Source organism: Edaphobacter acidisoli (genome assembly GCF_014642855.1).
Taxonomy (GTDB): Bacteria; Acidobacteriota; Terriglobia; order Terriglobales; family Acidobacteriaceae; genus Edaphobacter; species Edaphobacter acidisoli.
Genome location: NZ_BMJB01000005.1, coordinates 59,019 through 71,617 on the forward strand (window position 1 = coordinate 59,019; position 12,599 = coordinate 71,617).

Annotated in this window: 11 protein-coding genes; 2 read left to right on the top strand and 9 right to left on the bottom strand. The window is 55.5% G+C overall.

Features of this window, described 5'->3' with window-relative positions; genetic code table 11:
- Window positions 1-55: 55 nt before the first annotated feature.
- The 4 genes from IEX36_RS17170 to IEX36_RS17185 all read right to left on the bottom strand — a co-directional run bounded on the left by IEX36_RS17170 (window position 56) and on the right by IEX36_RS17185 (window position 3,379).
- Window positions 56-1,954: a glycoside hydrolase family 15 protein gene (locus IEX36_RS17170; protein ID WP_229669103.1), complete on the bottom strand. Its 1,899-nt coding sequence runs from the start codon at window positions 1,952-1,954 to the stop codon at window positions 56-58.
- A gap of 16 nt (window positions 1,955-1,970) precedes the next feature.
- Complete coding sequence (locus IEX36_RS17175) at window positions 1,971-2,513, bottom strand: inorganic diphosphatase (RefSeq protein WP_188760811.1); 543 nt, start codon at window positions 2,511-2,513, stop codon at window positions 1,971-1,973.
- A gap of 108 nt (window positions 2,514-2,621) precedes the next feature.
- Window positions 2,622-2,777, bottom strand: a complete 156-nt coding sequence (locus tag IEX36_RS17180; RefSeq protein WP_188760812.1) for a lmo0937 family membrane protein — start codon at window positions 2,775-2,777, stop codon at window positions 2,622-2,624.
- Window positions 2,778-2,884: 107 nt separating this feature from the next.
- Window positions 2,885-3,379 carry a YciE/YciF ferroxidase family protein gene (locus IEX36_RS17185; RefSeq protein WP_188760813.1) on the bottom strand — a complete coding sequence of 165 codons (495 nt, stop codon included), beginning with the start codon at window positions 3,377-3,379 and terminating at the stop codon, window positions 2,885-2,887.
- Window positions 3,380-3,740: 361 nt separating this feature from the next.
- Here IEX36_RS17185 and IEX36_RS17190 point away from each other — a divergent pair, with 361 nt between their 5' ends.
- Window positions 3,741-3,890 carry a DUF3309 family protein gene (locus tag IEX36_RS17190; protein ID WP_188760814.1) on the top strand — a complete coding sequence of 50 codons (150 nt, stop codon included), beginning with the start codon at window positions 3,741-3,743 and terminating at the stop codon, window positions 3,888-3,890.
- Between the two features lie 82 nt (window positions 3,891-3,972).
- Here the strand turns inward: IEX36_RS17190 and IEX36_RS17195 are convergent, their stop codons facing one another.
- The 5 genes from IEX36_RS17195 to IEX36_RS17215 all read right to left on the bottom strand — a co-directional run bounded on the left by IEX36_RS17195 (window position 3,973) and on the right by IEX36_RS17215 (window position 10,477).
- Window positions 3,973-5,733: a GMC family oxidoreductase gene (locus IEX36_RS17195; RefSeq protein ID WP_229669104.1), complete on the bottom strand. Its 1,761-nt coding sequence runs from the start codon at window positions 5,731-5,733 to the stop codon at window positions 3,973-3,975.
- The gene (locus IEX36_RS17200) at window positions 5,730-6,557 is read right to left on the bottom strand and encodes a gluconate 2-dehydrogenase subunit 3 family protein (protein WP_188760815.1); all 828 of its coding nucleotides are present in this window, start codon (window positions 6,555-6,557) and stop codon (window positions 5,730-5,732) included. Before IEX36_RS17200 ends, IEX36_RS17195 begins: the two co-directional genes overlap by 4 nt.
- Window positions 6,554-7,513: a hypothetical protein gene (locus IEX36_RS17205; RefSeq protein ID WP_188760816.1), complete on the bottom strand. Its 960-nt coding sequence runs from the start codon at window positions 7,511-7,513 to the stop codon at window positions 6,554-6,556. The genes IEX36_RS17200 and IEX36_RS17205 overlap by 4 nt, the downstream gene beginning before the upstream one ends.
- 14 nt (window positions 7,514-7,527) lie before the next feature.
- Window positions 7,528-9,288, bottom strand: a complete 1,761-nt coding sequence (locus IEX36_RS17210; RefSeq protein ID WP_188760817.1) for a thiamine pyrophosphate-dependent enzyme — start codon at window positions 9,286-9,288, stop codon at window positions 7,528-7,530.
- 91 nt (window positions 9,289-9,379) lie between these two features.
- Window positions 9,380-10,477 carry an enolase C-terminal domain-like protein gene (locus tag IEX36_RS17215; RefSeq protein WP_188760818.1) on the bottom strand — a complete coding sequence of 366 codons (1,098 nt, stop codon included), beginning with the start codon at window positions 10,475-10,477 and terminating at the stop codon, window positions 9,380-9,382.
- A 279-nt stretch (window positions 10,478-10,756) separates the two neighbouring features.
- On the opposite strand from IEX36_RS17215, the gene IEX36_RS17220 reads away from it, so the two are divergent.
- The gene (locus tag IEX36_RS17220; protein ID WP_229669105.1) at window positions 10,757-11,791 is read left to right on the top strand and encodes an SDR family oxidoreductase; all 1,035 of its coding nucleotides are present in this window, start codon (window positions 10,757-10,759) and stop codon (window positions 11,789-11,791) included.
- Window positions 11,792-12,599: the final 808 nt, after the last annotated feature.

A 12,599-nucleotide genomic window follows, 5' to 3' on the forward strand; every position in this document is an offset into this window, starting at 1 on the left:
GAAGGATACTCTTTGTTTTCGGGTTCGCCGGGAACCTCAGTGCAATGAAAGCAATTTAATTGCCAGGCATTGCTGTTGATTCTGTCCTATCACAAAACATATCGAAGCCATCAAAAGAGTCGGTGAAAAATCGCCGTGGTTTGTTCTCTTTATTGCCAACATTACGCCTAGACGCCCTATCTTCGCCCTGAACGTCATTCATTGTCCCTTGACGTTCAGCGATAGCTCGTCCCGCGTTAATGAGTGCAATATGAGAGAGCGCCTGTGGATAGTTGCCGAGAAGCTTGTGCTCAGAAGAATCGTATTCTTCAGAGAGCAAACCTACATCGTTCCGCAAAGCCAGCAATCGCTCATACAAAGAACGCGCCTCAAGCAGCCGCCCGGACATCGCGTAATTCTGCACAAGCCAGAAGGACGCCGCCAGGAAGCATGAATCCATTTTTTTCCCGAATCGACGCTCCTGGCGCACCAGCAAACCCTCTTTCATGAGCTTTTTTTCGATCATCCGAACTGTCCCTAAAACACGATCGTCAGTGAAGGGAAGAAAGCCACAGATGGGAATAAGCAGGGCGGACGCATCGACGCGTGAGGTCCCATAATATCGGCCGAAACATTGCCTTCTGGGGTTGAAACCCCTTTTGCAAATCTCTTCATGCATGCTGTCTCGTAGCTTCTCCCATCGGCTGACAGAGCCGGTTAGGCATTGTGACTCAATCCCGCGAATTGTTCGGTCCACTGTGACCCATGCCATGATTTTTGAATAGACAAAGTGTCGCTGGTGTTTGCGCTCCTCCCAGATTCCATAGCTGGGTCGATGCCAGATTGTAGATACGTACTCAGCGAGACCGATGCGTAGTTTCCTCACCTGATCGTCGTCAGGGACGTTCGCTGCCTTCATCGAGAAGAGTGCATCGGCCGTCTCACCAAAAACGTCTAGTTGGAGTTGTTCAGACGCGGCGTTTCCAATTCGAACAGGTCGTGACAGTCGATAACCGGGGAGCCATTTCAGCTCCGATTCAGGAAGATGGCGCTCTCCCCGCATCCCATACATGATCTGCATCTGCTCTGCAGCGACGCCAATTGAGCGCAACAGCCATTGTTGCCATGCCTCTGCCTCCTCGTGATATCCAAAAGAAAGCAACGATTCCAGAGTGAAGGAGGCATCGCGTAGCCAACCATATCGGTAATCCCAGTTGCGGCCTGCGCCGATCACCTCTGGCAATGATGTAGTTGGGGCCGCGATGATTCCACCGCTCGGACGATACGTGAGGGCCTTGAGGGTGATAAGAGAACGTTCAATCGCGTCATGCCACGGGCCTTTATATCGATTGGTCGCGCACCATTTCGTCCAGAATGTCTCTGTATCGGCGAGAGCCTTGTGAGCGTTGACTCTCTCGGGGGCGGCTTCTTCTGCGCGAGTGCAGGTCAAAACAAATGACACCTCATCGCCCTTGCTCAAGGTCATCGCTGCAAAAGCGGCACCATCCTCTGTCTGCAATGTTTCCAGTGTCCGAAGATAGACCACGGAGGGACCTGCAGATGCCGACCACGAGCCATCTTCGGCCAAGCTGACCCATGGCACAGTTCGCCCATAGTCGAAACGTAGCGTCAGCTCCATCCGCATTACCACGCATCCATCAAGGCAGCGAGCCAGTCTAACAATATCGGAATGCTTTTCGCGAATCGGCATGAAGTCCGTCACAAGGACGGTTCCCGATTCAGTCTCGAACATAGTTTCGAGGATCAGGGTATGTGGCTGGTATCTTCGTGTGACCTTTCTCGGTCTGACAGTTGGCGAAATTATCCATCTGCCATTTTGCCTAGCTCCAAGCAACGATGCGAAACAGGCCGGAGAAGAGAAATCAGGCCAGCACAACCAGTCAATCGAGCCGTCGCGACCCACCAGAGCTGCGGTCTCACAATCGCCGATCAAGGCATAATCTTCGATTCGCATCACAATATTCCCAGTGCTACCTGGCCCTCTTAGCTTGCTTGATGAGGCTCAGGGCGGACCGAGCTCCCTTGCAACCTAGCAGTTCATATTTCTTGCCCTCCAACTCGTGGTAACTGACGAAAAACTCTTCGAGCTCACGGAGAAATCGTGGCGGAAAATCCTTCAATTTTCGAATATTGGCGTAGCTATGGTTTACTTCCGCGACAGCCAGAAGGCGATCATTACGAATCCTCTTCTTCCCGTCGAGCTGCTGGCCCTCGATCACGCCTACAAGACGTGCGCGGACTGCACATCCAGGAAATGCAGGCTCATCCATGAGCAAGAGAACGTCGATTGGGTCACCATCTTGAGCGCGGGTCCGCGGCAGGAATCCGAAATCATAAGGAAATACCATTCCTGCCGGTAGAACTTTCGTCAGTGCAAAAATGCCTTGACCAGGATCAAAAGCAAACTTGTTCCGGCTGCCCTTCGGTGTTTCTACGATGACTCGCAGAATCCCTTCCCTCTTGTCGATTGGCTTCAATTTCGAAGGGTTAGCCACCGTCCTGCTCTTTGACATTTCTGCTCCTCTTATGTCCATCCACGGGCATTTACATACTCGCAGCAAGATGCTCGTGCGAAACGCAAGTGTTCTAGAAGAGGCGACAGTTCTCCTGCTAACCGAGAGTTACAGGGGTGTCCCTCTCCTTCCCGAGACAAGCTGCAGAACCAGGACAATCAATGCAATGATGAGGAGAATGTGGATATACCAAGCCACTACATGGAAACCGATAAATCCCACCAACCACGCTATGAGCAGAATCACGAATAGAGTCCAAAGCATAAAATCCTTTCCATTTCTGCGCCACCACTTTCTGGGCTATTCGGGCCGGCCGGACCTTTCGGGGTACCAGACGAACGGGAAGCATACGCACTCAACATGCGCGGATGTTATGCTGCCCTCTGGGCCTGTGTATTCACAGCGATCGAAATCTGAGTAAGTTTCTTGTCCGCAGCCTTTTCCTCGTCAAGCGTTGCTTGTAGCAGGTCGACGACTTGAGCTCGGCCCAGCAATTCAGCGATTGCGCGAACTGAGCCATACCCTGCCATCTCGTAGTGCTCTACTCGCTGGGCCGCTGCGATGAGTCCGGCATCAAGCACCTCGCCTTTATCTATCTCACCGATGAGATCAGACCCTTCGGACAAGATGCCCTTCATCCCATCACAAGTTTTACCTTTGGTGTCTTTGCCAAGGCTTTCAAAGATCGTCTCAAGTCGCGCGACATGACTATGCGTTTCTTCAAGATGGCTCTCGAATGCCTGGCGGAGGTCGTCGGAGGAAGCAGCTTTCGCCATCTTGGGCAATGCTTTTGTAATTTGTTTCTCAGCGGAATACAGATCTCTTAATTCATCGACCATAAGGTCATCTATCGTTTGTACGCTCATGGAAGCCGTCTCCTTCTTAGCTACTCGTCGCCGTTGCTATAAGGAGTGAGATGCAAGAGCGAACGACTGCGTTATGCTGAGATTTCACTGCGGTGAAATAGAAAACTGCTCATGCAACTGTGCGGATAAGCTCTTATGAACCCCTATCGGTTGCGGGCACTTCAATATTCGTCCATGGCATGGAAATCTGTTTTTGCGGGTTCTCCTGTCGCGCCGATACGGTCCGCATCTGATGGCTCTAGCAGCTTGCCACGGCGCCGAGCCGTCGATGTCTGGACGGAACTCGGATGCTGTAGCGTAAGCAGCGACAGGCCGAAGCGCTTCGTGCGCGAACGGATCGACTTGCTGGGAAGGAATAGTGATGATCATACTCTTGATAATTCTTTTATTGCTGTTGATCGGAGCCATTCCAACATGGCCATATAGCCGCAATTGGGGGATGTACCCCAGCGGAGGATTGGGGCTGATCCTTCTAATCGTCTTAGTTTTAGTCTTGCTGCGGGTGATCTAGGCTTGCGCCGCGAGAGATTGCCGAGGCGACGATGACCCTGTCCCCGTCGCGGCAGTGCTCGAAGATAATCCTCCAAGATTCTTCATCTGCCTGCACTGAGCAGATGAGTAAATCGTGGAACTCCTTTGCCCCAGGTATCGGGTGGGGCCAGTTCGCGACGGATGGGCGGAGTGGTCATGTCTCGCTTGCTCCCGGTGAAGATGGTACGTGCTTGCGAAATCAGATAATCTGCAGTGCGAGCAGCGAGGGCCTGGATGGTCAGGCCGGGATTCGCTGAGCCTTGGGTAGGCATAATGCTGCCGTCGCAGATAAAAAGATTCGCAATGTCGTGAGAGCGGCCAAATTTGTCGACGACAGATGTGCGTGGGTCGGACCCCATACGCGCGGCGCCGACGAGATGAGCGTAGCGAGCCTCATGCACGACCTCCGTTGCGCCTGCCGCGTGCATGACTTCAATTGTCTTCTGAGTGGCCGCTTTGATCAGTCGCTTGTCGTTCTCGTGAAGGTTGAAGCTGACATGGGCGATGGGCAGGCCGAAGCGGTCTTTCTCATCCGCCAGAGTTACTCGGTTCTCGGGCCAGGGGAGAATTTCGCCGAGGAGTCCGAAGCTGGCCCAGTGGTTATAGTCCATCATTTCGCGGCGCAGGCCCCATCCCCAGGCTTTTTTTGCAGAGACCATCTGTTTACCAAAAGCTGCGGGCAATGGGCCAACAGTCTGGATCGCGAACCCCCGCGCGAAATCATTTTTCGGATCAGTCTCGTAAAATTCCTCGGTGAGTGCGTGAGCAGGAGGAGCCTTATACATGCGAACGAGTTGGTCGAAGCGGCCGAGGACTACGGTTCCCGCCTGCGCCATAAGATAGCGCCCGACTGTGTCGCTTGAGTTGGCCAGACCGAGCTCAAAGCCAGGACAGGCGGAGTTGAGCAGGAGACGGGGCGTCTCGATGGCGTAGCCGCACAGTATGACGGATTTGGCTCTCTGAAAATGCTCTCGTCCATCCTTGTCAAAGTAGTGGACGCCATTGACGCGGCCGTCCTTGCCGAGGCTGACGCGGGCGGCCATCGAGTTATCACGGATCTCCGCGCCGCTGTGAAGTGCATCGGGTACGTGGGTGATGAGCGTGCTCGCCTTTGCGCCGACTTTGCAACCCTGAATGCAGAAGCCTCGATAGATGCAGTGCGGCCGATCTCCATGGGAGCCCGAGAGGATGGCTACAGGGCCGCCGATGCAGACCGGGATATCAAGCGCCGAACAACCGCGAATGAGCGCGTTGCCAACTCCACCCATCGGGTGCGGACCGTAGGGATAACCATGAGGATGACCCCAGGGGTAGTAGGCGGGCCCGGCGACGGGCATTTCGAGCTCAAGCTGCTCGTAGTAAGGACGGATCTCCTCGTAGGTGATAGGCCAGTCCGTGCCGACACCGTCGCGGGTGTAGATCTCGAAGTCCGAGGGGTGGAGGCGAGGAGTAAAAGCAGCCCAATGGACTGAGCCGCCTCCGACGCCCTTGCCGCAGTTGTTTGAACCGAACGCGAGTGGGTCGGTGCCACCGGTAACGCGTGGATCTTCCCAGTAGAGATCGTGGGAGCCGGCTTCATCGCTAACCCAATCGCGCTCCGTGTCCCAGAAAGGGCCGGCTTCGAGTCCGACGACGTTGAAGCCGGCGCGTGCGAGGCGCTGCAAAAGAACGCCGCCCGCGGAGCCAACCCCGACGATGACGTAGTCTACCTCTTCAAGCTCTTTGAACCTGCGCATGGGCAGGTGAATATGCTGGAGCGCGCCAAGCATGTGCTTATTGCCGGCGGCGGGAGGCTCGAAGGATCCGAGGAGTGGTTTCTTCACGGGAGCCTCTCATGCTTTCTGCGGTGTGACCGGTGTTGCACCGACTCGAGATAAAACTCATGCGTTGCTTCGATTTCCCCTGAGACAGCATGGTCTGGCGCCACCCAGTCGTATCGCTGCTCTTCAGCTTCCCAGGGTTCGGGCTCGCCGCGCTCGAGCCGGATGTAGGCGCGTGGGTATGCTGGGCCCCCAAATCCAATCTCATCCCATGCCCAGGGGTGTGCGTAGTAAATATCGATTGCATCTCCTATCAGCAGGAGCCAGAAACGATGCACCGACATCTGCTTCCAGATTTCTGGTGCGGCCTTTGGCTCTCCGTCGTGAAGCGTCTTGAGGACAAGGTCCTGCTGCAGATAAGGAAGCGAGATGAAATCGGCACGATACTCGCTTCGCGCCTCCTGATTGATGGCGTCGAAGGCAAGATGATAGGCTTCGCGATCGTGCGGCATATCCTCATAGCGATAGCCATTGGTGCGGTCGTGATACAGGCGTTCGTCGAGAGTGGGAAGAATTGCAATACGGTGGTCCGGAGTGCGATCGGTCTGGGGGATCAGGTGATCGAAGACGGTGGTCCAGAAACTGGCTTCGGTTGGATTGAAGAAACGGATCGGGGGTTGATGGTTGACGCGCTTATCGATGACTTTGCGTGTCGCCGCGTCCCAGAATGACTGCTGCGAAAGGGTGGTGAATCCTGCATAATAGCCGGGCTGCGTGCGAGGAAGGATGGCGTCGCCGGTGAGTGGGTCGCGCGGCACGAGCGAGGTGTCGGCCGCGTCGCCCTGCTGATTTGGAGTCTCGCTGGTCTCTCTGTTCTTTGTGGTCATCGCTTCCTCCGGCGGAGCAGGCTGGCGAGAATGCCAAGCATACCCGCAGCGCCGAAGAGCAGAGGCGCGAAGATGGGCGGCCCGTACATGATGTTGTAGAGGATGTGCTTGCGGCCGCCGGGGCGGCGGAGAACTCCACGAGCGTGGTAGTAGAAGCCGACGGCGGCGTCGGCGCAGGAGGCGACGGCCAGCGCGGGCAAAAGCGTTGTTGCGGTGCGGCGGCTCTTGACTGCACCGAAAGCAGACGCGGCGAGCATCGGAGCAAGGATCACAGGGGTCCACTGTGCTTTGTAGCGGAAATTATTTTTGTAGTGGGAGTACCACGCTTCGAATCCGCTGAGCACTGCGCTGATGCCCGTGGCGATGGCCATCTGGCGTTGAAAGCGGCCTTCGCGCACGTCTTGTTCGACGGAGAGCATTTCGCGGCCGAGCTTTTTGGGAAGGACGTGTGCGAGACCGGTGTTTAAATTTCCGGAAGATGAGCTGCGGTTGGATGAGTTCTCGCGGCGCAGGTAAGAAGCAATCAAGCCGAGGTAGGCGCTTGTTCCAAAGACCAGCGGCGCAAAGATGGGAGGACCCATGATCATGTTGGTCATGGGGAGTCGCCAGCCGCCTGGTTTGCGTTGGACACCGCGCACGTGGAAGTAAAAACCGATGGCCGAGTCCAGCAGAGTGATTGCGGAGACGCAGCGAAGCACTGTGCGTGCGGCCCAGCGGCTGAAGAATCCTGCAATACCGGCGCCGGTCAACGCACCGCTGAGAATCACTGGCGTGTACATCACCCGCTGGCTGTAGCTGCCGCGATAGTGTTCGTAGCTGACCTCAAGGCCGCTCATGAGGCTGGCGAAGGCTGTGAGGAGGGAGAGACTGCGCTGGAAGCGGCCTTCGCGAATGTGGTTTCGCACGAGTTCGAGATCATGCGCCGGATTGAGTAGAGAAAGCTCCGCTTGAGGCATCGTTTCCCAGGCCTTTACACGACCTCGCGAATCTTATCTTCCGCGATATCTTTGATGATGGTCATCGCATTCTTCTGACCGCGAAGGATGGCTTCGGCAAACTTGATTGCCTGCTGCGTGGTGATCTTTCCTGGCATGGGGGGTTCATTGGGATCGACGACGGCCTGGACTAAGGCCGGGCCATCATGCCGCAAGGCTTCGCCAAGCACGCGCTCGACGTCCTCCGGGTGCTCGACGGTGTAGCCTGCCGTGCCGCAAGCTTCTGCCACTTTGGCAAAGTCGATGGGTTGCAGCTCCACCCCAAACTCCGGGTTGCCATCGAGAATCATCTGTTCCCACTTGATTTCACCAAGCACGTTGTTCTTGATGACGATGACTTTGACCGGAAACTTGTACTTCGCGATCGTCGCGAGCTCTCCAAGGAGCATGGTGAGGCCGCCATCGCCGACGATGCAGATGACCTGGCGTCCGGGGAAGGCTGCGGCAGCGCCGATGCTGTAGGGCAAGCCGTTGGCCATGGTCGCGAGCGAACCGGAGAGCGAAAACTTCATCGTGCCACGCATCTCGATATAGCGCGCGGTCCATGTGGCGATAGTTCCGCTGTCGGAGGAGACGATGGCATCGTCGTTCAGCAGCTTATTCAGCGTGTACGTGACGACCTGCGGTTTGAGCGGCATGGAAGTTCGCGTGCCACGTTCCTCCATCAGTTTGTTCCAACTCGTCATATTTTCTTGCGCTGCTTTGAGAAACTTCTTCTCTTTGTTCTCATTCAGCAAGGGAAGAAGGTCCGTCAGAATCGCTTTCGCATCGCCGACAAGACCGATGTCCACCTGATGGCGCAGGCCGATACGGGAAGCATCGAGCTCAATCTGAACGCACTTTGCCTGCCCGGGCTTTGGCAAAAATTCCATGTAAGGAAAACTGGAGCCGACGACAATGAGCGTGTCGCAGTCATCCATCGCGTCGATGGATGGTGCGGTACCCAGGAGGCCGATGCCTCCGGTGGTGTATGGACTACGGTCGGGAAGAACAGCTTTGCCGAGCAACGGCTTGATGACTGGACCACCGACACGGTCGGCAAGCTGTGAGATTTCTTCGCGACAATGTAGTGCACCCCTACCAGCCATGATGGCGACCTTCGACCCGGCGTTGATAATTTCTGCCGCTTTGCGAATGAGCGTCGAACTCGGATGGGCCGAAGATGGCGCGCTCCAGTCGCCGCTGTGATGCGGTATGTTAGCGCCGCTGCGAAGCTTGCCGGAGACAGAAACGGGCCACTCCTGAATGTCCTTAGGAATGCAAATGTGGGAGACACCGCGCTTCGCATATGCCGTGCGGATCGCAGCATCTACACAATTGACGGCGTGAGCGGGGCCCATCACGCGCTGGTTGAATACAGAGACATCCATGTAAAGTTTGTCGAGATCAACATCCTGCTGGTAGTCCATGCCAATCAGGTCATGAAAGGTGTGGCCAGTAATCGCCAGCACCGGTTGTTGATCACACTTTGCATCGTAGAGGCCATTGAGAAGGTGGATACCGCCAGGCCCGGAGGTGGCCACGCAGACGCCGATGCGACCGGAGTATTTAGCGTATCCAACTGCGGCAAATGCCGCCGACTCCTCGTGCCTTACCTGGATGAAGCGCAATTTGTCCTGGTGCGTCCGCAACGCTTCGAAGAACCCATTCACGCCATCGCCGGGAAATCCAAAGATGGTATCTACGCCCCAGGCCAACAAGCGTTCAACGATGAGATCAGAGACTTGCTGTGCCATGAATGATCTTTCCTATCAATTCATAGGAGGATTCTTGCGTTGGAAAGGATGTCCGCATTGCATCTTCGCGGCACGGACAAACTTTCACGACCTAAATACGATAGGCGGCTGCGTCTTTCTCTTTCAGCTCCAGTCCCATGCCGGGACGACTGAGGTCGGGAGACATGCATCCGTCTTTCGGCTCGCAAAAACCATCAAAAAACATTCGCTCAATACGGGTGTGGTCATGGAAGAACTCCATGTGAATTGCGCGCGGTGCGGCGCAGCATACGTGCAGATGCATGCTCGGTCCACAGTGAGAGGAGAGCGGGACATTGTGGGCCCAGCAGAGGGATGCCGCATCGAGGAAGCCGCTGATGCCTCCGCAGCGCGTTGCATCTGCCTGCAAGACGGTAACTGCCTGCGCATCGAGCATGTGGAGGAAGTACCAGGCGGTGTAGCCGTATTCGCCAGCGGCAACGTCCATGCCGGCAGGCACACGCGATCGTATTTGGTTGAGGCCAATGAGATTGTCCGAACTCACCGGCTCTTCGAACCATGCAACAACCGCTTCTTCACTGAAGACCTTCGCGAGCCGGATCGCTTGCGCGACGGTGTATGCACCGTTGGCGTCGACGAAGAGCTTTGGCGCGTCCCCAATGGCATGGCGCGCAGCCAGGACACGATGCGGATCGCGTGCTGGATCGGTCCCCACCTTCATCTTCATCATGGTGAAACCTTGCTCGGCCCAGCCACTGAACTGCTTTGTGAGTTGATCGTCCGTATAGGACGTAAACCCGCCGCTTCCGTATACCGGAATGGAGTCGCGTACTCTTCCGAGAAGACTTACCAGAGGGATATCGAGAAGGCGTGCTCGCAAGTCCCAGAGGGCATTGTCGATCGCGGCAATTGCCATCATCGCCACTCCACTGCATCCAAGATTGCGGACGGAATGCCACATCGATTGCAAAATGGCGCCGTGGGAAAACGCATCACGGCCCAGGACAACTTTTTGCAACAACGTTTCGGTCAGCCTTGCAGTGGAAGCGTCTGCATAGGTATAGCCAAGTGCTCGTTTTCCGCCACCCTCTAAATGCACGAGCACCATCGTCGTGCTGTCCCAGGAAAATGTTCCGTCAGCTTCCGGAGCATCGGTCGGGACGGTGTAGACGAATACATGGGCTTTTTGCAGTTTTGCTTCCATCAACATGGATGTCCCCTTAGACCCGGGTCAATATCTCGACTCCACTATTCGTAACAGTGACGACATCACAATGGCGCATGCGCGCCGATGTTGGTCGTAGTCCGCCTCCCTTACCTGAGATGCAGCGCGCGCGGGCAGAGAACGAGTGCAAAGAGGACTTCGAGTTTATGGGTATCAACCAGAGAGTCCGGCGAATTTGTGCCGCGAAGGCACCTCCGTATCTGGAGACTGCGTCCAAACAGCTTAAGGAAGCAGATCAGCAACGAAAGCTTTCGAGGAAACAAATTGGCGAAATTCAAACAGCAGCCGCCAGTCGTAGTTATCACGGGAGCTTCTGCGGGTTTGGGGCGTGCCATTGCACATGCCTTCGCTAGAAAAGGGGCGAAGGTTGGCTTGGTTGCTCGCAACCCTGATGCGCTGAACGCAGCACGGAGCGAATGCGAGGCTCTTGGAGGCATCGCTATTGCGCTGCCCACGGATGTGTCAGACGCAGAGGCTGTGGAGGAAGCTGCGGCTCGCGTGGAAGCCGAGTTTGGCCCAATCGATATTTGGGTGAATGACGCGATGGTGAGCGTGTTTTCGCCCGTAAAGGAAATGGAAGCGAGCGACTATCGCCGTGTCACGGAGGTTTTGTATCTGGGATTTGTGCATGGGACGCTCGCGGCGCTCAAATGCATGTTGCCACGCGACAGCGGAACAATTATCCAGATTGGCTCAGCTTTATCTTATCGCTCGATTCCATTGCAATCTGCATACTGCGCATGTAAGCACGCGATCAACGGATTTACCGACTCATTGCGTTGCGAGCTTTACCACGACCACAGCAACGTCCGGGTGACAACGGTGCAAATGCCGGCTATGAATACGATCCAGTTTGATTGGGTAAAAAACCGTATGCCGCATAAGGCTCAACCTGTGCCGCCCATCTTCGATCCTGAACTGACGGCAGAGGTGGTTGTGGCCGCAGGATATGCCGCCTGTCCGCGACGCGAATACTGGGTAGGTATGCCGACTGTCGCGGCTATCCTGGGACAGAAGATAGTCCCCGGCCTTCTTGATCGGTATCTTGGCAAGACTGGCTACAAGAGCCAGCAGATCGCAAGCGAGAAGCAAGATCCGAGTGCACCGAATAACCTGTACAACTATGTGCCTGGCACCTGGAGCGCGCGTGGAAAGTTCGGCGACCGCTCGGCGCACAGCAGCGCTGAAGAGTTCGTTTCATTGCACATCCAGTGGTTCGCCTTGGGCGTAGCCGGACTTATCGCTGGCGGCTTATTACTCAAAAGGGCATGTGAAATGGCAGCAGAGAAGTTGTTCTGATAAAAACCGAAAAGTTTCCGGACCTTCATGTCACTTTTAAGGATGAAGGGACCGATATCATTGGTGATTTCCTAATCGTTGGCGATGAAATACAGCGAGAGGGCGGACCGGCCTATGCAATTGCGATCCTAGCATTGGCAAATAAACCTCTCGATCTGGCGTTCTCGTTGGATTTGCTGGAGTTTCGTCTCTGAAAGAGTGTCCGATCTGCGTTCTGCTTTTGATCTGGAGCCTGCGAAGGCCCGGCAAATTCTGGCTAACCATATCGGGAAGCTCATCCTGACCCCACGGGGGACAGAAGACGGGCCGATCTATGAGGTTTCCGGAGATATTGACCTCTTGGCGGGGACCGAACCACCATGAGCCTAGCCGTGAAGGCTTCAATGGCTCGTCAAGTTGGGAAAAAGTGTGTAATACAGGTGGTGGCCAGAGACGAGATCGAACAGCCGGGGCCTGGATTTTCGGTCTTACGTCCAATCGAAAAAAGCGTCGGAACTCAGCGCTGGTTGCCGTTCGTATCGCATTCCTCTTGCGTACACCAGCGTGGGTCCATTTGCGGGTCCAATTAGGGTCCAATACGCGTTTCGTCGGGTTCTTTTCCGCTCTTTAGCGCTTTCTCCAGTGCAATTAAGTTACTCAAATTGCGTCAAAACGAGGATTGGGGGGGTGAGGTCGCTAGTTCGAATCTAGTCGTCCCGACCATTTACCTCAACAACTTAGCTACTGCAAGTAATGCAAATAGGTGCAAACGCAGGTGCAGATGGGTTCAATTACCCGGAAACGCCGATTTCTACTCTCGGCGTCGGCG